This window comes from Roseivivax marinus (genome assembly GCF_900109705.1).
Lineage (GTDB): Bacteria > Pseudomonadota > Alphaproteobacteria > Rhodobacterales > Rhodobacteraceae > Roseivivax > Roseivivax marinus.
The window spans coordinates 214,550-236,119 of record NZ_FOAI01000001.1; the positions used below are offsets into that span (position 1 = coordinate 214,550).

Below are 21,570 nucleotides of genomic sequence, written 5' to 3' on the forward strand. Positions count from 1 at the left end.
GCGCCGCTGGAAGGCCATGGATAGCACGCGGACCTGTCCCTGCGTCAGTGCGCGGGCGACGGGCGCCGGTTTCCGTCCCGGAACGTAACGCGAGCCGACCAGAAGGCCGTGAGCCGGGTCGCGGCCTGCGGAATATCCTCGGCGCCATCGGACAGCGCGTCGCGGAAACCGTGTCCGGCCTGGACGGGCACAGCGCTCCACTTGCGAAAGCCGATGCCGAAGCCGTCAGGCTGATCGGTTCCGGCAACGCGAAATCCACCTTCACGGCAAGCGTCGTGAAAGCGTGGGGGCGGCGATGGTCGCTCGGTGGTTCTGCACCCAGTCCGTGAATCGCTCGGCCGGCATCGGGCGCGCGATGCGGTAGCCTTGCACGTGACCACAGCCGAGCTGTGCGAGAAGCGCATGCTCTCCCGCGCTTTCGACGCCTTCGGCCAGCGTCTCGATGCCAAGTTGTTCTGAAAGACTGAGCATACCCGCGACCATGCGGCGCTGCGCCTCGTTCCGGTCGATGCCGGCGATGAAGCCCCTGTCGATCTTCACCCGGTCGATGGGCAGGCGGTGCAGCGCCATGATCGAGGCGTTGCCGGTGCCGAAATCGTCGAGATCGATGCGGCAGCCGAGCGTCTTCAGCCGCGCGACGTTGGCAGTGACCGGGCATCCCTCTGCCGCGGTGAACACGGTTTCGAGGACTTCGACCGCCAGTCGGTTCCCGCTGAGCCCATGGCGGTCCAGCTCCCACTGGAGACGCGCGGCGAAGCTGGGGTCGCCAAGGTCGTCGCCCGACAGGTTCACGCTCACGCAAGGGATGTCGAGGCGGTCGCGATCCCATCGCACCAGCGCGGCCAGGGCGCCGGACAGGATGGTGTCGGTAAGCCGGGCCATGTGTCCGCCGGATTGCAGCGCCTCGAGGAACTGGCCCGGCGGAATGATGCCGCGCTCGGGGTGAACCCAGCGCGCGAGGGCCTCGACGCCGCTGATCTGGCCGGTGGAGGTGCAAATCTGGGGTTGGAACCACGGCCGGATCTGCTGGTTCGACAGCGCCGCCACCACATCGGTCCGCAGCACGCGTCGCAGGCTGCGCGACGCATCGAGGCTGTCGCACCAGGCGCGGATCTCGGACGGACCGTCACGACCCGCTTCGGACAGGGCGCTCAGCGCCGCATCGAGGAACCCTTCGCCCCGCCGGTCGGACGGCAGCCGTGCCCCGGTGCAGCAGCCGATCGCCGCCTGTGGCGCAATCAGCGCATCGTCATGGGTGCGCAACGGCTCTTCGAGCGAGGATTGCAGCCGGTTGGCGAGGTCGAGCACGCTGCCGGTGTCGAGACGCAAATCGGGCTTCAGGATGACGAGGTACCGCCGGTCGCCGATGCGCACGGCCCGGTCCCCGGTGCGCAGGCGAGCGCGCAGGCGCAGGAGGCACGCACGCGCCAGTTCGGCCACGGCACGGTCGTCCAGCCGGTGGGGCACGGCGTCGCCCGAGGTTACGTCGATGGCGAGGATCGCTGTTGCGAGACAGGACACGCGCGCGTCTTGCAGGGCCGCGCCGCAAAGATCTTCGGCCCGGGCGATATCGACGAGGTCGGCTTCGGGCCGGGCGGTGCGCAGACCGGCCGGCGCCACGGCATCGAGCCCGCCGCCGAGAGCCATCATCAGCGGGAGGCCGAGCGCCACCGCAATAAGCATCCACTCTCCGCCGATCCAGAACGCGCCGAGTGCCGCGGCCGGCAGGAAGGCCAGCATCTGCGCACCAGCCATGCATCGGCGCAGGGCTGCACCCGCTCGCGCGCAGCGTTGCGCGACGGTAGTCCCCATGATCTTGCCCCCTCAGGCGGACCGTATCGGGAACATCTTTAGATCGTGTGGATGAGTGATCCGTTAATTCAGGTCGGGGACGTCGTCCGTCGCCGCGTCGCGAGTGGAGCGCTTCAGCCCGGCAAAGTCGAAGAGCTTCGGGTCAAGCAGGTGCGACGGCCGCGCGTTCATCAGCGCGCGGAACATCACCTGCCGCCGGCCGGGGCTGTTCCTTTCCCAGCCGTCGAGGATCTGTTTCACCTGCTGTCGCTGTAGCCCGTCCTGAGACCCGCAGAGGTCGCAGGGAATGATCGGGTACTGCATGGCATTGGCGAACTTCTCGCAATCGGCCTCGGCCACGTGGGCGAGCGGGCGATAGAGAAACAGGTCGCCTTCCTCGTTCACCAGCTTCGGCGGCATGGTCGCCAGCCGTCCGCCGTGGAAGAGGTTCATAAAGAAAGTCTCGAGGATGTCGTCGCGGTGATGACCCAGAACCACGGCCGAGCATCCCTCCTCGCGCGCGAGACGGTAGAGGTGCCCCCGACGCAGCCGCGAGCAGAGCGCACAGAAGGTCCGCCCCTGCGGGATCTTGTCGACCACGACGGAATAGGTGTCCTGGTACTCGATCCGGTGCGGCACGCCCCGTTCCTCGAGGAACGCCGGGAGCACGGTGGCCGGAAAGCCGGGCTGTCCCTGGTCAAGATTGCACGCCAGCAGGTCCACCGGAAGCATTCCGCGCCATTGCAGCTCGTGCAGAATGGCGAGCAACGTGTAGCTGTCCTTGCCGCCCGAGAGACACACGAGCCATTTCGGGCGGGTGCCGTCGGCGGTCCGTTCGACCATGCCGTAGTGCTCCACCGCCTCGCGCACGTTCTGCACGAGCCGCTTGCGGAGTTTCTTGAACTCCGTGGTCTTGGGCGCTCCGGCAAAGAGCGGATGGATATCGTCGCTGTCGTCGAGCATGCCCCGGGCCATACGCGCGGTCATGTGACCGGGCAAGGGGGAACGCGCCCTCCGGGGGTCACGTTAGGGGTACAGCAATCAAGGAGATTTCTTCCATGTTCCGCACCACCACGATGATGACCGCCACGGCTGCCGCACTTCTCGCCGCGCCTGCGTTCGCCGAAAGCCACGGCGACGGTTCCAGCGAAATGAGCGGCGACATGGCGAGCCCCGCGGCAATGGCGACGCTTATGGACCAGAGCGGCACCGAGGTTGGCCAGGTCGAGATCTACGAGACCGTCGAAGGCCTTCTGTTCCACGTCGAGGCCACGGGTATGCCCGAAGGCGCGCACGGCTTCCACGTGCACCAGACCGGCGAGTGTTCGGACGATTTCACCTCGGCGGGCGATCACTACCAGCCGGGCGGCAACGGCCATGGCCTCATGTCCGAAGAGGGCGCGCACGCGGGCGACCTGCCGAATGTCTTTGCCGACGACAGCGGCAACGTCCGTGCCGACCTGACCAGCGCCCGACTGAGCATGGAAGACGGTGACGCGCCGATCATGGATGACGACGGCTCGGCGATCATCGTGCATGAGAACGGCGATACCTACAGCTCCGACGCCGGCGCTGGCGGCCGCATCGCATGTGGCGTGATCGAGGCGGCCTCCTGATCCGGAGCCATTCACACCGGTAGACCCTACGCCCCCGGCCCGTGCCGGGGGCGTTTTCGTGTGCGGCCGGGTCGAAGCGGTTCAGTCCGGCACATTGTCGATCCCCGAACTGCCCCACGGATGGCAGCGGCCGATGCGGCGCAGGGTCAGCCAGAGACCACGCCGTGCGCCGTGCTTCTCCAGCGCCTCGAGCGCGTAGGCCGAGCATGTGGGGTGGTAGCGGCAGTGGAAGCCGACCCAAGGCGAGAAGACGAGACGGTAGGCCCGGACGGGCAGGGCGAGAAGGCGCGCGGCGGGGCGCATCGGACTAGCGCCGGCCGTTCAATCGCCCGTGCAGACGGTCGAGCGCCTGCCTCAGGTCGCCGGTCAGCGCATCGAAGGGCCGCGTGACGGTGGCACCCGGCTTGCCGATCAGCACGTAATCGAGGCCGGGACGGGCGTGGACAGACAGCACTTCGCGCGCCGCAGCGCGAAGCCTGCGCTTGGCACGGTTGCGGGTGACCGCGTTGCCGATCTTCTTGGAACACGTGAAGCCGACACGCACTGTGGACGTGCCGTCAGCCCGGGGGCGCGCCTGCACGAGCATGGACGCTGTGCCCTGCTTGTCCGCGCGCGCGGCGGCAAGAAAATCCGGCCGCCGCCGAAGCGTCTCGATCCGGGGAAGCGGGCACGACGAAGCCGCCGGAGACATGTCCGCACGCATTGGCGCGGGGTCGTCCGGCGGCGTCGTCATCGGCCCGGGCCGAATCGGCTCAGGCGCTGAGCTTCTTGCGGCCACGCAGGCGGCGTGCGTTCAGGATCTTGCGGCCGGCCTTGGTGGCCATGCGTGCGCGGAAGCCGTGGCGGGCCTTCCGCACGTAGTTCGAGGGCTGATAGGTGCGCTTCGACATCGCTTCGGTCTTCCTTCGTCTTGCGTCTCGCGGGGGCCGGTCAGTGGGCGGACCCGTGACGTCGGCAGAATCTGTCTCGTGTGAGCCACGCGCTATAGGGAAACAAGGAGCGTCTGTCAAACGGGTCCGTGCAGCGTGCGCGCCGGCGCGCGCGGCTGCAACATCCTGCCCTCGCCACCACGCGATTCTGAAACATTTCGCCCCGGAAATCGCGCCCATGTGCTTGCCAGCCTACGTTTCGCGTCGCGCTGCTTCAATGCGGCGTGAGGCGGCTGTTGCGACGTGCCGTGGCGGCTCATGTTGTCGCAGGGGGCATCATCGTCCCCCGCACGCCTGCCCCCGCCGTGAAAGGACCTCCCATGCCGAATGCCGCCGCCGACCCCGAGAGCGACGAGATGTCCGGCCCGTCCCGGACACGGCCCGGCTGGCTGCGGCACGTGCCGCTCGCTCTGATCGTCATCGTGGCGCTGATCGGGACGTTCGCGCTGCGCGACTATCTCAGCTTCGAGACGCTGGCAGAAAACCGCGAGCGGCTGCTGGCATTCCGGAACGACAACTTCGCCGGGCTCGCGGCGATCTTCGTGGCGGTCTACGTGGCGATCGTCGCGTTCTCGCTTCCGGGCGCGGCAGTGGCGTCCGTCACCGGGGGCTTCCTGTTCGGCCTCTGGGCCGGGACCGCGTTCAACGTTTTGGCCGCAACGATCGGCGCGGTCGCGATCTTCCTTGCCGCGCGCACTGGCCTCGGAAGCGCGCTGGCCCGGCGGATCGAGGCGTCGGAGGGCACGGTGAAACGTCTCAGCAAGAGCCTGCACGAGAACGAGATCAGCGTGCTGTTCCTCCTGCGTCTCGTGCCGGTGGTGCCGTTCTTCGTCGCCAATCTCGTGCCGGCCTTCGTCGGTGTATCGCTGCGGAACTTTGTGCTGACCACCGCGCTTGGCATCGTGCCGGGGGCTTTCGTCTACACCTCGGTCGGCGTCGGCGTGGGTGAGGTTTTCGACCGAGGCGAGACGCCGGACCTTTCGCTTCTGTGGGAGCCGCAGGTGATCCTGCCCCTGCTCGGCCTTGCCGCACTGGCGGCTCTGCCGATGGTCATCAAGGCCGTGCGCGGCAAGTCGGGAGTTTGAGCGATGGAGCGGATCGAGACCGATCTTCTGATCGTCGGTGCCGGATCGGGCGGTCTTTCGGTCGCGGCTGGCGCCGTGCAGATGGGGGCCCACGTCGTGCTGGTCGAGCGCGGGGAAATGGGTGGCGATTGCCTGAACTACGGCTGCGTTCCCTCGAAGGCGCTGATCCGTTCGGCCAAGACGGCGCACGCCATGCGTCATGCCGACCAGTACGGGATCGCGTCCGTCGCGCCGCAAGTCGATTACGCCGCGGTGAAGGATCATGTGAAGGGCGTGATCGCTTCGATCGCCCCACATGACAGCCAGGAGCGGTTCGAGGGCATGGGCGTTCGCGTGATCCGCGAAAGCGCGCGCTTCGTGTCGGGCGACGAGATGGAGGCCGGCGCGCACCGCATCAAGGCCCGCCGCATCGTTCTGGCGACGGGCTCGGGTCCCTTCGTGCCTCCGATCGAGGGTCTGTCGGAGGTTCCCTACCTCACCAACGAGACCCTCTGGGACCTGCGTGAATTGCCGCGGCACCTGATTGTCATCGGGGGCGGCCCCATCGGGATGGAGATGGCGCAGGCACACCGCAGGCTGGGCTCCGAGGTCACGGTGCTGGAGGGCGGCACGGCGCTGTCCAAGGACGACCCGGAGCTTTCGGCCATCGCACTCGATGCCGTGCGCGGAGAGGGCGTCCGGATCGTCGAGGGCGCGCAGGCCGCGCGCGTGTCCGGCACGGAGGGTGCCCTGACGGTCGAGACCGACGACGGCCAGCGGTTCGAGGGCTCGCATATCCTGGTGGCCGTGGGGCGGCGGGCCAACACCGACGGGCTCGGTCTCGATGTCGCAGGCATCGAGACCACGAAGACCGGGATCAAGGTGGACGACGCGCTGAGGACCACCAACCGCAAGGTCTACGCCATCGGTGACGCCGCCGGCGGTCTGCAGTTCACCCATGTCGCGGGCTACCACGCGGGCATCGTCGTGCGCTCGGCCGTGCTGGGCCTGCCTGCCAAGGCAAAAGCGGATCACCTGCCCTGGGCGACCTATCTCGACCCCGAGCTTGCGCATGTGGGCCTGACCGAGGCGCAGGCCCGCGAACGTCACGGCGAAAGCGCGATCGAGATCGCGCGCTTCGACTACGAGGGCAACGACCGGGCGCAGGCGGATCGGCTGACCGATGGCAGGGTCAAGGTCGTCATTCGCAAGGGCAAGCCGGTGGGGGCCTCCATCGTCGGCCACCAGGCCGGCGAGCAGATCTCGCTCTGGGCCTTCGCTATCGCCTCGGGCGCGAAGATGCGGGACGTATCAAGCATGGTTGCGCCCTATCCAACCTACGGAGAACTACACAAACGGGCTGCCGGGGCCTACTTCTCTCCCAAACTCTTCGACAGCGCGGCGGTGAAGCGCGTGGTGCGGCTCGTCCAGCGGGTCCTGCCCTGATCCGTCGCAGCCAAGGCGCGCATGTTCAATTCTCTTTCCGGCCGCTTCCTGATCCTCACGACAATCTTCGTGATGCTGGCCGAGGTTCTCATCTTCGTGCCCTCCGTGGCGCGCTTCCGCGAAAGCTACCTGCTGACGCGGCTCGAACGCGCGCAGATCGCGTCGCTCGCCGCGCTTGCGACCGAGGACGTGGATCCCGCGCTCGAGGAGGAGTTGCTGCTCAACGCAGGCGTCTACAACGTGGTGCTGCGTCGGGACGAGGCGCGCCAGCTCATGCTGTCCTCGCCGCTGCCGTCCGAGGTCGAAACGACCTATGACCTGCGCGATGCCACCGCGTTCGAGCTTATCGTGGACGCGCTCACGACGATGGTGCAGCCGCACTCGGAGCTCGTGCGCGTGATCGGCAGCCCTTCGCGAGAAGCGGGGCTGCAGATCGAAGTGACGATGCACACCGCCGAGCTCCGCACGGCGATGGTCGACTACGGCCTGCGGATCCTCGCGCTGTCGGCGGTGATCTCGGTTCTGACGGCGTTCCTCCTCTTCCTGGCGGTGCGGCGGCTCCTGGTGCGGCCGATCAAGGGCGTTGTGGGCCACATGCAGCGCTACGCGGACGCGCCCGAGGATGCCGGGCGGATCATCCGGCCCACCGCCACCGTGCGGGAGCTGCGCGAAGCCGAGGACGCGCTCGCCAAGATGCAGACCGAGCTGACCCAGGCCCTGCGTCAGAAGGAGCGGCTTGCCCAGCTGGGCGGCGCAGTCGCGCGGGTCAGCCACGATCTGCGCAATATCCTGACCTCGGCCCAGCTCTTCACCGACCGGATCGAGACCTCGGAGGATCCGATCGTCTCGCGGCTCGCGCCGAAGCTCGTGAACTCGATCGCGCGGGCGGTGTCGCTCTGCGAATCGACCCTCGCCTTCGGGCGCGCGGAAGAGCCGGCTCCGGTCCTGACCATGGTGAATCTCGCCGCCGTGGTGGACGAGGTGCTGGAGGCCGAACACGCGGCCATCGGCGACGCGGACATCTCTCTGGCCGCCGAGGTGCCGCCGCACATGCGCCTGCGCGCCGACCCTGAACAGTTGCATCGCATCTTGTCCAACCTCGTGCGTAACGCCCGGCAGGCCCTGATCGGCACCAACGCCCCGGGCGAGATCACCGTCCGCGGTCACACCGGCGACGATCACTGGATCATCGAAGTCGCCGACAACGGCCCCGGCCTGCCGCCCAAGGCGCGGGAAAATCTGTTCAAGCCGTTCCAGGGCGGCGTGCGGAAGGGCGGGTCCGGTCTCGGCCTCGCCATTGTGTCCGAACTGGTGCGTGGCCATGGCGGGCGGCTGGACCTGAAGGAGACCGGTGACGCGGGCACGACTTTCATCATCCGGCTGCCGATGGGCGCGGTGGAGGGCGAGCAGCGTTAAGTCTCGTCGCCCTGCCGCGGCGTCACGATGGGCGGGCGAAAAATCCGTCCGGATTTTTCCCGCCGATCCCCTTGCGCTCCTGCGGCACCCCGGTTAGACCCGCGATCCACGGACCGATAGCTCAGCTGGATAGAGTACCTGACTACGAATCAGGGGGTCGGGGGTTCGAATCCTCCTCGGTCCGCCACTTCCCTCCTAGGGAATGGCGAAACGCCCGGATAGGGCACCGTATCCAGCACATTTCCCGAGAAATTCGCGACCGAAACCGGAACGTCTTTCCCTAGCGGATGTCGTGTGAACGGACGCACGTCAGCGCGCCCGTTGCAGGCCCGAGGCCACCGTCGACAGTCCGAACAGAAGGGCCGCCACGCAAACGATCGTCGGGCCCGTCGGCGTGTCGAGCGCGTAGGACGCGCGGAGCCCCGCCCAGGCCGACGCCATGGCGACCAGAGCGGCCAGTGCGCCCATACGCTCGGGCGTGGTGGCGAAGGGGCGCACCGTCGCGGCGGGGATGATGAGAAGCGCGGTGATCAGCAGGACGCCCACCACTTTGATCGCCACGGCCACCACCACCGCGAGCGCCAGCGTCAGCACCAGTTGCTCGCGCTTCGGATCGATGCCGGCGGCACGGGCGAGGTCGGGGTTCAGCGTCGAAGTGAGCAGCGCCGACCAGCGCCACCCGATCAGCCCCAGCACGAGCGCCGCGCCGCCCCAGATCACCGCGAGGTCCGCACGGGACACCGACAGGATGTCTCCGAAGAGGTAGGCCATGAGGTCGATCCGCACGCCGCCGAGGAACGACACCCCGACGAGGCCGAACGCGAGTGCGGAATGCGCCATCACTCCGAGAAGCGTGTCCATCGCGTAACCCCGGCCCGAGATCAGAGTCACCGCCGTCGCCATGACGAGCGCGACCACCAGAGCGCCTGCGAAGACCGGCAGAGACATCGCCAGGGAAAGCGCCACGCCGAGGATGGCTGCGTGTGCCGTGGCGTCACCGAAATAGGCCATGCGGCGCCAGACCACGAAGCAGCCGAGCGGCGCCGCGGCGAGCGCGGTGCCGATCCCGGCAAGCGCCGCGCGGGTCATGAAGTCGTCGAGAATCATTCCGTCGCGCCTCTTTCGGTCCCGTGGTGGTGGGCGCATCCCGGTCCGTGCGTATGTGCGTCGTCGTGGAAATGCGTGTGGTCGTGGTCGTGACGATAGAGCGCCAGCGTCCCGCGCGTGCCCGCACCGAAGAGGCGTCGGTAATCCGGCGCGGCGGCGACCACCTCGGGCGTGCCCTCGCAGCAGACATGGCCATTCAGGCAGATCACCCGGTCGGACGCGCTCATCACCACGTGCAGGTCGTGACTGACCATCAGCACGGCGCAGCCTGTGTCGGCGCGTACCTGCTCGATCCGCTCGTAGAAGGCGGCCGAGCCCGGCTGGTCGAGGCCCGCGGTCGCCTCGTCAAGTATCAGCAGGTCCGGCGTCGACAGGAGCGCGCGGGCCAGAAGCGCGCGCTGGAATTGGCCGCCCGACAATACGGACATCTGACGGTCGGCTATCCCGGGCACGCCGGCGCGCTCCAGCGCATCGTGCACACGGTCGCGGGGGACGCGGCGTGGCAGGCTCAGGAAGCGCGCCACGGTCATCGGCAGCGTGGGGTCGAGGACCAGCCGCTGCGGGACGTAGCCGATCCTGAGGTCGGGCCTGCGGGTCACACGGCCCTCGGACGGGCGCACGCCGCCCAAGATTGCGCCGATCAGCGTCGACTTTCCGGAGCCGTTCGGCCCGACGAGGGTGACGATCTCGTTCGGCGCCACCTGCAGGTCCACGCCCTGCAGCACATCGGAATCGCCGTAGCGCACAGAGAGGTTTGAGACCTCCACGAGGGGACGGTCGGTCATGCGCTGGCGGTCCGGTCGCCTGCGACCTCCGGGGTGGCGCCCGCGCAGGCCGGGCAGAGTCCCTCCGCCTCGCGCACAGTGCGTTCGATGACGAAACCCGCTTGCGTGGCGGCGCGCCCCAGTTCTCCGCCCACCGGGTCCGACTCTGCCTCGACCACGCGCTCGCAGGAGCGGCAGATCAGGAAGGCCGGAGCGTGGGCGTTCTGCAGATGCGTGCAGGCAATGAAGGCGTTCAGCCGCTCGATCCGGTGCGCGAGCCCGTGCTTGGTAAGGAAGTCGAGCGCGCGGTAGGCTACGGGCGGCTGCGAGCCCAGCCCCTCGGCGCGCAGGTGATCGAGGATCTCGTAGGCGCCCATCGCCTTGTGCTCGGACAGCAGGATCTCGAGCACGCGCTGGCGCACCTGGGTGAACTGCAGCTTGCGTTCGGCACACAGCCGTTCGGCTGCCGCGACGGCGTCGGCGATGCAGTCTTGGTGATCGTGCGCTTCGAAGGCGTGGCGCGACATGCGGGGCTCCGGTGAGTTCGAGCTTGATATGTTATACTATTCGATATAGGTCGATCGTTAAGTGTTATATAATCACATGAGGTACCGATGTCCACGCCGCTCTATCGTTCGAATCGCTGCGCCGCTCTGCTTCTCTCGGGCGTGGCGGGAGCCACGCTCGCTTCGGCCGCAACCGCTGAGGTGCCCAGCGTGGCCACCGATATCGCGCCGGTTCACGGGTTGGTGGCGCGGGTGATGGAAGGTTTGGGTGAGCCCGCGCTGATCGTGCGTCCCGGCGCCTCGCCGCACGGCTATGCCATGCGCCCGTCCGAGGCCCGCGCGCTGCAGGACGCCGACGCAGTGTTCTGGGTGGGGCCGGAGCTGGAGCCGTGGCTGGCCGAAACCATCGACACGCTGGCGCAGGACGCGGCGGTGACCGAACTATTGGAGGTGTCGGGGACCGAGACGCTGGAGTTCCGCGAAGGGGCTACCTTCGCAGGCCACGATCATGAAGATGGCCATGGCGACGGTGACGACCACGCCGAGGACAATTACGACGAGGAAGATCACGACGACCACGCCGATCACGCAGAGGACGACCATGACGACCATGCAGAGGACGACCATGCCGAGGATGATCATGATGACTATGCCGGCCATGATCATTCCGGGGTCGATCCACACGCGTGGCTCGACCCCGAGAACGGCAAGGCCTGGCTCGATGTGATCGCCACGGAACTGGCGGCGCTCGACCCGGACAACGCGGAGACGTATCGCGCGAATGCCGCCGCAGGGCGGGACGAGATAGACGCGGCTGCTGACGCGGTCCGTGCCCGCTTCGCCGAGGCCGGCACGCCGGAGTTCGTCGTGTTCCACGACGCCTACCACTACTTCGAGAATCGCTTCGGGCTCGCCGCGGCGGGCGCGATATCGCTCAGCGACGCCTCCGATCCGAGCCCGGCGCGGGTCGAGGAGGTGCGCGATACCGTGCGGGATCTCGGCGTGGACTGCGTGTTCTCGGAGCCGCAATTCGACCAGCGTCTCGTGCAGACCGTCCTCGACGGAACGGAAGGACAGGCGGCCGTCGTCGACCCGCTCGGGTTCGAGATCGAGACGGGACCGGGCTTTTACCCGGCGCTGATCGAGGCCATCGGAACCGAGATCGCGGACTGCGCGTCCTGACGGCGGAACGGTGTCCCCGCTCGGGGGCGCGGGGACACCGGGCGGCTACTCCGCCACGTAGCGCCGCAGGGCCGCGCGGGCGCCCTCGGCCCAGATCAGGCCGAGCCAGTCGCCAAACGCCTCCGCAAAGCGGGGGGCGTCGGCAAGAGGACCGTAGAAGCCCCGCTGCGCAAGCCACGCGGCGGGGTCCGAGCGGGCGGCCACAGCGGCCGCCTGCAGATCGTTCCAGAAGGGATCGTTGGGCTCGATCCTGGTGCCGTCCTCTCGCTCTCCGGTGCACATGCGCGCCCACAGAGCCTCGGTCAGCGCGAGGCCCGATATCGGCGTGCCGGCATCGAGCGCGTCGCGCAGGGTCGGAAGGACGAAGCCCGTGTGTCGCGACGAGCCGTCGAAAGCCACGCGCCGGGTCGAGTCGCGAATGGCCGGGTTGGCGAAGCGGCCCGCGATGAGTTCGAGATACTCGGTCGGTGTGCGGTCGGGGACGGCCGCCACGTGCGGGACGATCTCCTGGGCTTCGACCTTGCGAAAGAACGGCGCGATGTCGGCATCGGCCATGCAGTCGGCTATGGTCGGCACCGACAGGATCTCGCCCGCGTTTGCCAGCACCTGGTGGCCGCCGTTCAGCATCCGGATCTTCATCGCCTCGTAGGTATGGACATCGTCGGTCAGCGTCGCGCCGGCCTCTTCCCACGCGGGCCGTCCGTTGCAGAACGTGTCTTCGATCACCCACTGGCGGAAGTTCTCGTGGGTCACGGGGGCCGCATCCTCGATGCCCAGTTCGCGCGCCAAGGCAAGGGTTTCGGGGCTCGTGGCGGGCACGATGCAGTCGACCATGGAATTCGGGAACGCGCCCTCGGCCTCGATCCACGCGGCGAGGTCAGCGTCGATCAGTCGGGCGAGGCCGGTAACGCAGTCGCGCAGGATATGCCCGTTGCCCTGAAGGTTGTCGCAGCTCATGGCGGTGAACGGCGCTGTTCCGGCTGCGCGCCGGCGGGCAAGGGCGGCGACCATGGCGCCGAAGGCGGTACGCGGCGCGTCGGGATGTGCGGCGTCGTGGCGGATGTCGGGGTGTTCCGGGTCGAACGCGCCCGAGGTCGGGTCTAAATAGTAGCCCCCCTCGGTCACCGTCAGCGACACGATGCGGATGCGCGGATCGGCCATCGCTTCGATCAGGGGACCATTGGCCTCGGCGATGGGCAGGTAGTCGATCATCGACCCTGTCACCTCTGCCGAAACGCCGGCCGGGTCGAGCTCGATCAGGGTGGTCAGGCAGTCCTGCGCCAGCAGCCGGTCGCGCATGGCGGCGTCGTAGGGCCGGACGCCCGCGCCGATGATCGCCCAGTCGCGCGCGCCGCCCGCCTGCATCAGCCGGTGCAGGTACCAGGCCTGATGTGCGCGGTGAAAGTTGCCGAGACCGATGTGCACGGTGCCCGGCGTCAGTGCGCCGCGGTCGTAGGTGGGGCGGGCCACCGCCTCGGGGAGGCGGTCGAGCGTGGCGTTCGAAAGGGTCATGGCGGCGGGTCCTCGGGAAGCGGTCTGTGCCATCAGCTCATCCAGTTGCCGCCGTCGACGTTGTAGGTCTGGGCGACGATGTATTTCGCCTCGTCGGTGGCGAGGAAGATCGCCATGCCGGTGAGGTCCTCTGCGGTGCCCATGCGGCCGAAGGGCACGGCGGCACCGACCTCGCGCTTCTTCTGGCCCGGGGCCTTGCCTTCGTGGCGGGCGAAGAAGGCGTCGACGCCATCCCAGTGTTCGCCATCGACGACGCCGGGCGCGATGGCGTTCACGTTGATGCCGTGGGAGATCAGGTTCAGCCCCGCCGACTGCGTCAGCGAGATCACCGCTGCCTTCGAGGCGCAGTAGACCGCGACGAGCGGCTCGCCCCGGCGGCCGGCCTGGCTGGCCATGTTGATGATACGGCCTGCGATGCCCCGCTCGATCATGTGGCGCGCCACGGCCTGCATGGTGAAAAGGCAGCCCGAGACGTTGATCGCGAACACCCGGTCGTAATCTGCGCGCTCGATCTCGGTCAGGGGCGCGGCGGTGAAGATCGCGGCGTTGTTGATGAGGATGTCGATCTGCCCGAGCCGGTCCGCGGTCTCGGCCACCGCGGCGTCGATGCTTTCCTGCCGGGTCACGTCCATCTCGACCGCGATGGCGGCTTCGCCGATCTCGGAAGCCGCGGCGCGCGCCCGGTCGATGTCGATATCGGCGAGAGCCACGCGCGCGCCTTCGCGCACGTAGGCTTCGGCGAACGCGCGGCCTATGCCGCGCGCCGCGCCGGTAATCAGCGCCGTCTTGCCGTCCAGCCGCCTCATCCGATGCGCAGTCCCTGCTTGTCGAAGCGATGGATGGCGTCGGTCCGCGGGCTCAGCCTGATGCGGTCGCCGTGGCGGAAGCCGACCTCGCCGTCCGCGCGGACGGTGATGGTTTCGGCCAGACCGGTGTCGTGGATGTGGAAGAAGGTATCGGAGCCCAGATGCTCGGACACGCCGACCACGCCGGACCACTCGCCCTCGGTCTGGGATACGGCGATGTGCTCGGGGCGGACGCCGATGGTGTGCGCGTCGTGCCTTGCGGCGGTCTCGCCCTCGATGAAGTTCATCCGGGGCGAGCCGATGAAACCCGCGACGAACAGGTTCCGCGGAGTCCTGTAGAGCTCCAGCGGAGAGCCCACCTGCTCGATATGGCCGGCGCGCAGGACGACGATCTTGTCGGCCATGGTCATCGCCTCGACCTGATCGTGAGTCACGTAGATCATCGTGGTCTGCAGCCGCTTGTGCAGTTCCGAGATCTCGAGCCGCATGCCCACCCGCAGCGCCGCGTCGAGGTTCGACAGCGGTTCGTCGAAGAGGAACGCGGCCGGCTCGCGCACGATCGCGCGGCCGATGGCGACTCGCTGGCGCTGGCCGCCAGACAGCTGGCCGGGCCGGCGGTCGAGGTAGTCGGTCAGGTTCAGCACGTCCGCCGCGCCGGTCACCCGGCGGTCGATCTCGGCCTGGTCGAGTTTGGCCATCCGCAGCGGAAACGCGATGTTCTTGCGCACGCTCATGTGGGGGTAGAGCGCGTAGGACTGGAACACCATCGCAAGGCCGCGCTTGGCGGGTGGCGTTTCCGTGGCGTCCTGGCCGTCGATCCGGATCTGGCCGCTGCTGACGTCCTCGAGGCCTGCGATCAGGCGCAGGAGGGTGGACTTGCCGCAGCCCGAGGGGCCGACGAAGACCGCGAACTCGCCGTCCTCGATGGTCAGGTCCAGCGGCGGGATGACCTCGGCCTCTCCGAAGCTCTTGGTCACCTTGTCGAGCGTGATACGTCCCATGTCTGTCGTCCTTATTTCACCGCGCCGAAGGTCAGGCCGCGGACGAGCTGCTTCTGGCTGAACCAGCCGAGGATGAGGATCGGCGCGATCGCCATGGTCGAGGCGGCCGAGAGCTTGGCGTAGAACAGGCCTTCGGGGCTCGAGTAGCTGGCGATGAAGGCCGTGAGCGGAGCGGCCTTGGCGGCCGTGAGGTTGAGCGTCCAGAACGCCTCGTTCCAGGCGAGGATGACGTTCAGCAGGATCGTCGATGCGATGCCCGGAATGGCCATCGGCGTCAGCACGTGCACGATCTCGTCGCGCAGGGTCGCACCGTCCATCCGGGCGGCGTCGAGGATTTCGCCCGGGATCTCGCGGAAATAGGTGTAGAGCATCCAGACGATGATCGGCAGGTTCACGAGCATCAACACGAGAGTCAGGCCGATGCGGGTGTCGAGCAGGCCCATCTGGATGAAGATCAGGTACATCGGATAGAGCACGCCCACCGCCGGCAGCATCTTGGTGGACAGCATCCACAGCAGGATGTCCTTGGTCCGGTGCGAGGGCACGAACGCCATCGCCCAGGCCGCGGGCACGGCGACGATGATTCCGAGGATCGTGGAGCCACCGGCGAGGATCACCGAGTTCCACAGGAATCGCAGGTAGTCCGACCGCTCCTGCACGACCGAGTAGTTTTCGAGCGTCCAGTCGAAGAACAGGAACACCGGCGGGTCGCTGATCGCCTGCGCCTCGGTCTTGAAGCTGGTCAGGATGGTCCAGAGGATCGGGAAGAAGATCAGGAGACCGACTGCCCAGGCGGCGAGAGTGGTCAGGGCCTTGCGGCGGGGGGTGACGGCGCGTGCCATGTGGGGTCCCTCCTCAGGCGTCGAGGTTCTTGCCGACGATCCGCATCAGGAAGATCGCGACGATGTTGGCGAGGATGATGGCGTAGACGCCGCCGGCGGAGCCGAGGCCGACGTTCTGGCTTTCCAGCACGCGCTGGAAGATCAGGTAGGTCAGCGTGCGGGTTCCGAACGAGCCCTGCGTTGTCACGAAGATCTCGGCGAAGATCGACAGCAGGAAGATCGTCTGGATCAGGATCACCACGGTGATCGCGCGGCTCAGGTGCGGCAGGATGATGTGCCAGAACCGCGACAGCGACGGCGCGCCATCCATCTCGGCGGCCTCCAGCTGTTCGCTGTCCAGCGACTGGATCGCGGTCAGCAGGATCAGCGTCGCGAAGGGCAGCCACTGCCACGACACGATCAGCACGATCGAAAACAGCGAGGCCTCGGACAGCCACGACACCGGGTCGGCCCCGAAGGCCCGCCAGAGATGCGCGAACAGCCCGTTCACCGGGTCCATGAACATGTTCTTCCAGACCAGCGCCGAGACGGTGGGCATCACGAAGAAAGGCGCGATCACGAGGATCCGCACGATCCCCTGGCCCCAGAAAGGCTGGTCGAGCAGCATCGCCAGCAGGACGCCGAACACCACCGTGATGGCAAGGACGCCGCCCACGATGATGAGGGTGGCCTGGACGCTCGGCCAGAAGGCCGAGGACGTGACGAAGCGGACGTAGTTCTCGAAGCCCACCCAGCCGAGATCCCCGCCGCGCAGCGGCAGGTACTGCTTGAACGAGAACCACAGGGTCATCGTCAGGGGCACGAGCATCCACGCCAGCAGCAGGACGACGGCGGGCGCCATCATCAGCCGGGCAGCGGAACGGGAGTGCTGGGTCGCCATCGGGGATACCTCCTCCGGGGCGCGCAGCCGCGGAGAGGGCGGCGCGCGCGGGAAACGACGGTCGGTCGAAGGGTCGTGTCAGTCGTATCAGGTGGCCGGGGGCACCCTTGGGGATGCAGCGCCCCCGGCCTGGGAGGAGCCGGTCAGTAGCCTGCGGCTTCCATCTCGTCGGCGGTCAGCGCCTGGGCCTTCTCGAGGGCCTCTTCAGCCGACTGCTGCCCGGCCAGAGCGGCCGAGAATTCCTGGCCCGCCAGGGTGCCGATGCCCGCGAATTCCGGGATCGCGACGAACTGCACGCCGGTATAGGGGACTTCGTCCACCGACGGATTGGTCGGATCGGCGGCCTGGATCGACTCGAGCGTTTTCTGGGCGAAGGGCGCCGCGTCCAGGTATTCCTGGTTCTCGTAGAGCGAGGTGCGGGTGCCCGGAGGCACGTTGGCCCAGCCCTCTTCCTCGGCGACCAGTTCGGTGTAGCCCTTGGAGGTCGCCCACTGGACGAACTTCTTGGCAGCCTCTTCCGAGTCGGTGCCCGCCGGGATTGCCAGCGTCCACGCCCACAGCCAGTTGCTGCGCTTGCCGAGGCCGGCATCCGGCGCCAGTGCGAAGCCGACGCTATCGGCGACGGTCGAGTCGTCGGGGTTGGTCACGAAGGATGCGGCCACGGTGGCGTCGATCCACATGCCGCACTTGCCCTGCTGGAACAGCGACAGGTTCTCGTTGAAGCCGTTGTTCGACGCGCCCGGAGGGCCGTATTCGTTCATCAGCCGCAGGTAGGTGTCGAGGGTGGTCGCCCAGGCCTCGGAGTCGAACTGCGGCTGCCAGTCCATGTCGAACCAGCGCGCGCCGAAAGAGTTCGACATCGCGGTGAGGAACGCCATGTTCTCGCCCCAGCCGGCCTTGCCGCGCAGGCAGATGCCGTAGACCTCGTTGTCCTTGTCGGTCATCGCCGCGGCGGCTTCCTCGATGAACTCCCACGTCGGAGCCTCGGGCATCTCCATGCCGGCCTCTTCCATGAGGTCGGTGCGGTACATGACCATCGAGCTCTCGCCGTAGAACGGTGCGGCGTAGAGCTCACCGTCGACGGTGAGGCCATCGCGAATTGCCGGCAGAAGGTCCTCGGCGTCGTACTCTTCCGGCAGGTCGTTGAGGGACACGAGCCAGTCGTTCTTGGCCCAGATCGGAACCTCGTAGGTGCCGATCGTCATCACGTCGAACTGACCACCATTGGAGGCGATGTCCTGCGTGACGCGCTGGCGCAGCACATTCTCTTCGAGGGTGACCCACTCGAGCTCGATGTCGGGGTTCTGTTCGGTGAAGTCCGCGGTGAGGCCCTGCATCCGGATCATGTCACCGTTGTTCACGGTGGCGATGGTGATGGTTTCGGCCGATGCAGCCGCACCCCACACCAGTGCAATCGCCGTCGCCGCGCGACGTGCGTTCGTAAGGTACATCCCACTCCTCCCTTGGCTTGGATGTGTATCAGGAAGGTTACGTAGGAATGGTGCGCGCCGTCAATAAAAAGTTTTCGCGCGTAAACTTTTGAAGCTAATGTAGCCGGTTTCCGATGCCCCATGGAAAGGTGCGGGATTTCCGTGTGTTGCGCTCTGCTCAGGCAGAATCGCGCATGACCAGCTTGCCCTCGAACAGGGTCACTTCATGGGGCGTCTCTTGCCCTTCGAGGGCGCGGAACAGCGTTTCGACCGCGTGACGGGAAATCGAATCGTAGTCCTGTGCCACGGTGGTCAGCGGCGGACAGGTGTAGCGCGAGAAAGGGTGGTCGTCGTGCCCCGCGACCCGGATGTGGCAGTCGGAGCCGCGACCGACCTTGAGGCCCCTCTCGTAGCACGCGGTGAGGAAGCCGATCGCCAGCCGGTCGTTGCTGCACAGCACGGTGTCGGTGTCGAACCGGCCCGCGTCGAGCGCTGCCAGGCCCTCGCGCAGCCCGATCTCTTCGAAAGCCCAGCCTTCACCCGGAACCTGCACGATGTGCGGTGCATGGCCGAGAGCTTCCATGGCGGCGATGTAACCCTGCCGCCGCCTGTTCGCGTTGGGGTTCGCGGGGGTCTTCATCTCGAAGAAGCACGGCGGTTCGCCCGAGCGGCAGAGATAGTCCACCATGAGCCGCGAAAACTGCGGGTTGTCCGAGCCGACGAAGGCCAGCCCGAGGTCGCGGATCGAGCTGTCGAACAGCACCGTCGGTACATCGCCGCAGAACTTCTCGATCGCGGCGCGGTCCGAGAGGCGACCGAGAGGCGCCAGCAGCACGCCCGCCGGCTTGAGCGAACGCAGGCTGTCCAGGATGTCGTTCTCGAGGTCGGGCTCGCCGTGGGCACTGTAGAGCACCGGGGTGTATCCGGCTGCGATGCATGCCTGTTCCAGCGTCCGGGCGATCTCGGCAAAGAAGGGGTCGGCAAGATAAGGGACCACGATCCCGACGTTCTTCGTCAGCTTCCGGTTCTGGTTCATCGCGAAGATGTTGGGCCGGTAGTCGTAGCGCTCGAGCGCGTCCTCGATCCGGGCGCGCGTTTTCGGGCGGACGCTGTCGGGGTCGTTGAAATACTTCGAGACCGTGGGTCGCGAGACGCCGCTGGCCGCGGCGAACTCTTCCATATTGCGAATCCTGGTCTCGGACATGCGGCCAGCCTCCCATGCGCCGACCTGCTTCGGTCGGCGGTTCGTCCCCCGACCTCAGCGTTATTTGTCACGCGAAAAAACGCAATCCTTCCGCGCGTAAATTTATGGAAAGTTCGAGCGGCGCCGCCGGGTCAGCCGCGCGCGGCTTCGGCCTCGATCGCCTTGCGCGACTTGCGCGCGCGTTCGGTCGCTGATTTCAGCTGGCCGCAGGCCGCCATGATGTCCTCGCCCCGCGGCGTGCGGATCGGCGACGCATAGCCGGCCTTGTAGACGATGTCAGCGAAGGCCTCGATCCTGCTCCAGTCCGAACGTTCGTAGGGGGCGCCGGGCCATTCGTTGAACGGGATCAGGTTGATCTTGGCGGGGATGCCCTTGATCAGGTTCACCAGCCTACGCGCATCCGCGTCGCTGTCGTTCACGTCCTTGAGCATCACGTATTCAAACGTGATCCGCTCCGAGTTCGAGAGGCGCGGATATTCCTTGAGCGCGCCGAGCAGCGCCTCGATGTTCCACTTCTTGTTGATCGGCACGAGCTTGTTGCGAACCTCGTCCGTGGTCGCGTGGAACGACACGGCAAGCTGGCAGCCGATCTCTTCGGCGCAGCGCGCGATCTCGGGGACGATGCCCGAGGTCGACAGCGTGATGCGGCGACGCGAGAGCGCGATGCCCTCACCGTCCATGACGATCTTCATGGCGTCGCGCACGTTGTCGAAGTTGTAGAGCGGCTCGCCCATGCCCATCAGCACGACGTTCGACAGGAGCCGCGTCTCGTTCTTGGGGCCGCCGCGTTCGGGCCACTCGCCGAGGTCGTCGCGCGCCAGCATGACCTGGCCGACGATCTCGTCGGGGGTCAGGTTGCGGACCAGCTTCTGCGTGCCGGTGTGGCAGAACGAACAGGTCAGCGTGCAGCCCACCTGGCTCGAGATGCACAGCGTGCCGCGATCGGATTCGGGGATGTAGACGACCTCGACCTCGTGACCGCCGGCAATACGAACAAGGTATTTGCGGGTGCCGTCGGCCGACACATTGCGCGACACCATCTCGGGCAGGCGGATGACGAAGTTGTCCGAAAGGAGCTGGCGGTAGTCCTTGGACAGGTTCGTCATGTCCGCGAAGTCGCGCACACCCCAGTAGTAGATCCACTGCCAGACCTGGTTCACCCGCATCTTGACCTGCTTCTCGGGCGTCCCGGCAGCAAGGAAGGCGTCGCGCATGGCGTCGCGCGAAAGGCCGACGAGGTTCAGCGGTCCCTCCGGCGCCTTGCGGGGGATCGTGACGAGGTCCTGTGTGATCGGTGCGGTCGCGGTCATGTCCAACGCTCCATCGGGAAGCCGGGTGCATACATCATTCGGGTGTCCGACGCAATTTGGGGTCGTCTGGTCAAAACGAAAGGGGCGGCCGCACGGCGCCCGCCCTCATCTGTATCTGTCATATGCTGCGGGACCTGACGATCAACGTCCGCCCCGCTCGCTGATCAGCTGTCGCTGCTTGCCTCGGCGTCAGAGCCGCCGCCATCGCTGGAGCAGCGCTGCTGAGCATCCTCGACCGCAGCGGTGAACCCGAGCAGAGAGAACGTGTCCTCGGTCTGCGTCCCGCGCGAAGAGCGTGCGGTGACCACAGCATCGGCGCCGCGCTTCATTGCGGTTACGATGCGGGCATCGTCCTGCGGCGACGGCGGCCACGCCCACTCGCCCTCGGTGAACAATTCGAACTCGGACCCGCCGATATTCATGTTCACGGTCGAGTTCTCGGCGAACGGGTAGCCACCGGTGAACGCGACCTGCCCCTGCACCTCGGCGCCCGGGCGGAAGAACACCATCAGGAGAATCTCGCCCCGCGTCACCGACACCACGCGGCCGTCGCGGGTGTTCTCGCTTTCCTTGAAGGTCGTCACCGCCCAGCATTCACGCGGGTCGCTGCCCTCGAAAACCGACCAGTCGGTCATCGCGTCCACGCGATTGCTGCTTTCCGCGTCCTGTGCCGCGACCGTGCCCACCAGGGCGAGCGACAGAAGCCCCCCGGTCAGCGCGCCCTTCGTCCATGCCATCATGCGACCAGCCTCCAGCCGTCCTGA

General features: G+C 67.3%; 22 protein-coding genes and 1 tRNA gene. 6 read left to right on the forward strand and 17 right to left on the reverse strand.

Annotated elements, in window-relative coordinates; all coding sequences use genetic code 11:
• Positions 1–261: 261 nt before the first annotated feature.
• Together BMX29_RS00945 and ttcA are read right to left on the reverse strand one after the other, a co-directional pair.
• Positions 262–1,812: an EAL domain-containing protein gene (locus BMX29_RS00945; protein ID WP_092809644.1), complete on the reverse strand. Its 1,551-nt coding sequence runs from the start codon at positions 1,810–1,812 to the stop codon at positions 262–264.
• Positions 1,813–1,875: 63 nt separating this feature from the next.
• Positions 1,876–2,754 (reverse strand): tRNA 2-thiocytidine(32) synthetase TtcA, encoded by an 879-nt coding sequence (gene ttcA, locus BMX29_RS00950; RefSeq protein ID WP_092810147.1) that lies wholly within the window; start codon positions 2,752–2,754, stop codon positions 1,876–1,878.
• A gap of 95 nt (positions 2,755–2,849) precedes the next feature.
• Here ttcA and BMX29_RS00955 point away from each other — a divergent pair, with 95 nt between their 5' ends.
• Positions 2,850–3,407, forward strand: coding sequence for a superoxide dismutase family protein (locus BMX29_RS00955; protein ID WP_240092503.1), 558 nt, complete (start codon positions 2,850–2,852; stop codon positions 3,405–3,407).
• An 81-nt stretch (positions 3,408–3,488) separates the two neighbouring features.
• Here the strand turns inward: BMX29_RS00955 and yidD are convergent, their stop codons facing one another.
• Genes yidD through rpmH form a run of 3 tightly spaced genes read right to left on the reverse strand, consistent with a single transcriptional unit; the run spans position 3,489 to position 4,297 of the window.
• The gene (gene yidD, locus BMX29_RS00960; RefSeq protein WP_043844915.1) at positions 3,489–3,710 is read right to left on the reverse strand and encodes a membrane protein insertion efficiency factor YidD; all 222 of its coding nucleotides are present in this window, start codon (positions 3,708–3,710) and stop codon (positions 3,489–3,491) included.
• Positions 3,711–3,714: 4 nt separating this feature from the next.
• Positions 3,715–4,110, reverse strand: coding sequence for a ribonuclease P protein component (gene rnpA, locus BMX29_RS00965; protein WP_244889113.1), 396 nt, complete (start codon positions 4,108–4,110; stop codon positions 3,715–3,717).
• Between the two features lie 49 nt (positions 4,111–4,159).
• Positions 4,160–4,297 carry a 50S ribosomal protein L34 gene (gene rpmH / locus BMX29_RS00970; RefSeq protein WP_043844917.1) on the reverse strand — a complete coding sequence of 46 codons (138 nt, stop codon included), beginning with the start codon at positions 4,295–4,297 and terminating at the stop codon, positions 4,160–4,162.
• Between the two features lie 359 nt (positions 4,298–4,656).
• Here rpmH and BMX29_RS00975 point away from each other — a divergent pair, with 359 nt between their 5' ends.
• From BMX29_RS00975 to BMX29_RS00990, 4 genes are all read left to right on the forward strand, one after another.
• Positions 4,657–5,421 (forward strand): TVP38/TMEM64 family protein, encoded by a 765-nt coding sequence (locus BMX29_RS00975; RefSeq protein WP_425314267.1) that lies wholly within the window; start codon positions 4,657–4,659, stop codon positions 5,419–5,421.
• Between the two features lie 3 nt (positions 5,422–5,424).
• A complete protein-coding gene (locus BMX29_RS00980) occupies positions 5,425–6,846 on the forward strand; it encodes a dihydrolipoyl dehydrogenase family protein (protein WP_092809648.1) in 1,422 nt (473 codons plus the stop codon).
• Positions 6,847–6,867: 21 nt separating this feature from the next.
• Positions 6,868–8,262: a sensor histidine kinase gene (locus tag BMX29_RS00985; protein ID WP_043844919.1), complete on the forward strand. Its 1,395-nt coding sequence runs from the start codon at positions 6,868–6,870 to the stop codon at positions 8,260–8,262.
• Positions 8,263–8,372: 110 nt separating this feature from the next.
• Positions 8,373–8,449: transfer RNA gene (locus tag BMX29_RS00990), tRNA-Arg, on the forward strand.
• A gap of 122 nt (positions 8,450–8,571) precedes the next feature.
• On the opposite strand, the gene BMX29_RS00995 is transcribed toward BMX29_RS00990, so the two are convergent.
• Genes BMX29_RS00995 through BMX29_RS01005 form a run of 3 tightly spaced genes read right to left on the reverse strand, consistent with a single transcriptional unit; the run spans position 8,572 to position 10,660 of the window.
• A complete protein-coding gene (locus tag BMX29_RS00995; RefSeq protein WP_092809650.1) occupies positions 8,572–9,369 on the reverse strand; it encodes a metal ABC transporter permease in 798 nt (265 codons plus the stop codon).
• The gene (locus BMX29_RS01000; RefSeq protein WP_092809652.1) at positions 9,366–10,154 is read right to left on the reverse strand and encodes a metal ABC transporter ATP-binding protein; all 789 of its coding nucleotides are present in this window, start codon (positions 10,152–10,154) and stop codon (positions 9,366–9,368) included. The genes BMX29_RS00995 and BMX29_RS01000 overlap by 4 nt, the downstream gene beginning before the upstream one ends.
• Entirely contained in the window at positions 10,151–10,660 is a 510-nt protein-coding gene (locus BMX29_RS01005) for a Fur family transcriptional regulator (RefSeq protein WP_092809654.1), read from the reverse strand. Before BMX29_RS01005 ends, BMX29_RS01000 begins: the two co-directional genes overlap by 4 nt.
• An 87-nt stretch (positions 10,661–10,747) precedes the next feature.
• On the opposite strand from BMX29_RS01005, the gene BMX29_RS01010 reads away from it, so the two are divergent.
• Entirely contained in the window at positions 10,748–11,821 is a 1,074-nt protein-coding gene (locus BMX29_RS01010; protein ID WP_092809656.1) for a zinc ABC transporter substrate-binding protein, read from the forward strand.
• 45 nt (positions 11,822–11,866) lie between these two features.
• On the opposite strand, the gene BMX29_RS01015 is transcribed toward BMX29_RS01010, so the two are convergent.
• The 9 genes from BMX29_RS01015 to BMX29_RS01055 all read right to left on the reverse strand — a co-directional run bounded on the left by BMX29_RS01015 (position 11,867) and on the right by BMX29_RS01055 (position 21,546).
• Positions 11,867–13,333: a mannitol dehydrogenase family protein gene (locus BMX29_RS01015; RefSeq protein WP_092809658.1), complete on the reverse strand. Its 1,467-nt coding sequence runs from the start codon at positions 13,331–13,333 to the stop codon at positions 11,867–11,869.
• A 32-nt stretch (positions 13,334–13,365) separates the two neighbouring features.
• Complete coding sequence (locus tag BMX29_RS01020) at positions 13,366–14,139, reverse strand: L-iditol 2-dehydrogenase (RefSeq protein WP_092809660.1); 774 nt, start codon at positions 14,137–14,139, stop codon at positions 13,366–13,368.
• Positions 14,136–15,140 (reverse strand): ABC transporter ATP-binding protein, encoded by a 1,005-nt coding sequence (locus BMX29_RS01025; protein WP_043844925.1) that lies wholly within the window; start codon positions 15,138–15,140, stop codon positions 14,136–14,138. The genes BMX29_RS01020 and BMX29_RS01025 overlap by 4 nt, the downstream gene beginning before the upstream one ends.
• A gap of 11 nt (positions 15,141–15,151) precedes the next feature.
• Complete coding sequence (locus BMX29_RS01030; RefSeq protein WP_092809662.1) at positions 15,152–15,982, reverse strand: carbohydrate ABC transporter permease; 831 nt, start codon at positions 15,980–15,982, stop codon at positions 15,152–15,154.
• A 13-nt stretch (positions 15,983–15,995) separates the two neighbouring features.
• The gene (locus BMX29_RS01035; protein WP_043844927.1) at positions 15,996–16,862 is read right to left on the reverse strand and encodes a carbohydrate ABC transporter permease; all 867 of its coding nucleotides are present in this window, start codon (positions 16,860–16,862) and stop codon (positions 15,996–15,998) included.
• Between the two features lie 143 nt (positions 16,863–17,005).
• Entirely contained in the window at positions 17,006–18,313 is a 1,308-nt protein-coding gene (locus tag BMX29_RS01040) for an ABC transporter substrate-binding protein (protein WP_043844928.1), read from the reverse strand.
• 157 nt (positions 18,314–18,470) lie between these two features.
• The gene (locus BMX29_RS01045) at positions 18,471–19,496 is read right to left on the reverse strand and encodes a LacI family DNA-binding transcriptional regulator (RefSeq protein ID WP_043844929.1); all 1,026 of its coding nucleotides are present in this window, start codon (positions 19,494–19,496) and stop codon (positions 18,471–18,473) included.
• A 131-nt stretch (positions 19,497–19,627) separates the two neighbouring features.
• Positions 19,628–20,806 (reverse strand): dual-specificity RNA methyltransferase RlmN, encoded by a 1,179-nt coding sequence (gene rlmN / locus BMX29_RS01050; protein ID WP_092809664.1) that lies wholly within the window; start codon positions 20,804–20,806, stop codon positions 19,628–19,630.
• A 164-nt stretch (positions 20,807–20,970) separates the two neighbouring features.
• Entirely contained in the window at positions 20,971–21,546 is a 576-nt protein-coding gene (locus tag BMX29_RS01055; RefSeq protein ID WP_081749771.1) for an invasion associated locus B family protein, read from the reverse strand.
• Positions 21,547–21,570 lie beyond the last annotated feature (24 nt).

What these genes read in the sequence shown, in the direction of transcription:
- BMX29_RS00985 (WP_043844919.1), top strand. Translation starts at nt 6,868, where the DNA reads ATGTTCAATTCTCTTTCCGGCCGCTTCCTGATCCTCACGACAATCTTC.
- BMX29_RS01015 (WP_092809658.1), bottom strand. Translation starts at nt 13,333, where the DNA reads ATGACCCTTTCGAACGCCACGCTCGACCGCCTCCCCGAGGCGGTGGCC.
- BMX29_RS01000 (WP_092809652.1), bottom strand. Translation starts at nt 10,154, where the DNA reads ATGACCGACCGTCCCCTCGTGGAGGTCTCAAACCTCTCTGTGCGCTAC.
- BMX29_RS00955 (WP_240092503.1), top strand. Translation starts at nt 2,850, where the DNA reads ATGTTCCGCACCACCACGATGATGACCGCCACGGCTGCCGCACTTCTC.
- BMX29_RS01005 (WP_092809654.1), bottom strand. Translation starts at nt 10,660, where the DNA reads ATGTCGCGCCACGCCTTCGAAGCGCACGATCACCAAGACTGCATCGCC.
- ttcA (WP_092810147.1), bottom strand. Translation starts at nt 2,754, where the DNA reads ATGCTCGACGACAGCGACGATATCCATCCGCTCTTTGCCGGAGCGCCC.
- rnpA (WP_244889113.1), bottom strand. Translation starts at nt 4,110, where the DNA reads ATGCGTGCGGACATGTCTCCGGCGGCTTCGTCGTGCCCGCTTCCCCGG.
- yidD (WP_043844915.1), bottom strand. Translation starts at nt 3,710, where the DNA reads ATGCGCCCCGCCGCGCGCCTTCTCGCCCTGCCCGTCCGGGCCTACCGT.
- BMX29_RS01010 (WP_092809656.1), top strand. Translation starts at nt 10,748, where the DNA reads ATGTCCACGCCGCTCTATCGTTCGAATCGCTGCGCCGCTCTGCTTCTC.
- BMX29_RS00975 (WP_425314267.1), top strand. Translation starts at nt 4,657, where the DNA reads ATGCCGAATGCCGCCGCCGACCCCGAGAGCGACGAGATGTCCGGCCCG.
- BMX29_RS01020 (WP_092809660.1), bottom strand. Translation starts at nt 14,139, where the DNA reads ATGAGGCGGCTGGACGGCAAGACGGCGCTGATTACCGGCGCGGCGCGC.
- BMX29_RS01055 (WP_081749771.1), bottom strand. Translation starts at nt 21,546, where the DNA reads ATGATGGCATGGACGAAGGGCGCGCTGACCGGGGGGCTTCTGTCGCTC.
- BMX29_RS01035 (WP_043844927.1), bottom strand. Translation starts at nt 16,862, where the DNA reads ATGGCGACCCAGCACTCCCGTTCCGCTGCCCGGCTGATGATGGCGCCC.
- BMX29_RS01045 (WP_043844929.1), bottom strand. Translation starts at nt 19,496, where the DNA reads ATGTCCGAGACCAGGATTCGCAATATGGAAGAGTTCGCCGCGGCCAGC.
- BMX29_RS01030 (WP_092809662.1), bottom strand. Translation starts at nt 15,982, where the DNA reads ATGGCACGCGCCGTCACCCCCCGCCGCAAGGCCCTGACCACTCTCGCC.
- BMX29_RS00980 (WP_092809648.1), top strand. Translation starts at nt 5,425, where the DNA reads ATGGAGCGGATCGAGACCGATCTTCTGATCGTCGGTGCCGGATCGGGC.
- BMX29_RS00945 (WP_092809644.1), bottom strand. Translation starts at nt 1,812, where the DNA reads ATGGGGACTACCGTCGCGCAACGCTGCGCGCGAGCGGGTGCAGCCCTG.
- BMX29_RS00995 (WP_092809650.1), bottom strand. Translation starts at nt 9,369, where the DNA reads ATGATTCTCGACGACTTCATGACCCGCGCGGCGCTTGCCGGGATCGGC.
- rpmH (WP_043844917.1), bottom strand. Translation starts at nt 4,297, where the DNA reads ATGTCGAAGCGCACCTATCAGCCCTCGAACTACGTGCGGAAGGCCCGC.
- BMX29_RS01025 (WP_043844925.1), bottom strand. Translation starts at nt 15,140, where the DNA reads ATGGGACGTATCACGCTCGACAAGGTGACCAAGAGCTTCGGAGAGGCC.
- BMX29_RS01040 (WP_043844928.1), bottom strand. Translation starts at nt 18,313, where the DNA reads ATGTACCTTACGAACGCACGTCGCGCGGCGACGGCGATTGCACTGGTG.
- rlmN (WP_092809664.1), bottom strand. Translation starts at nt 20,806, where the DNA reads ATGACCGCGACCGCACCGATCACACAGGACCTCGTCACGATCCCCCGC.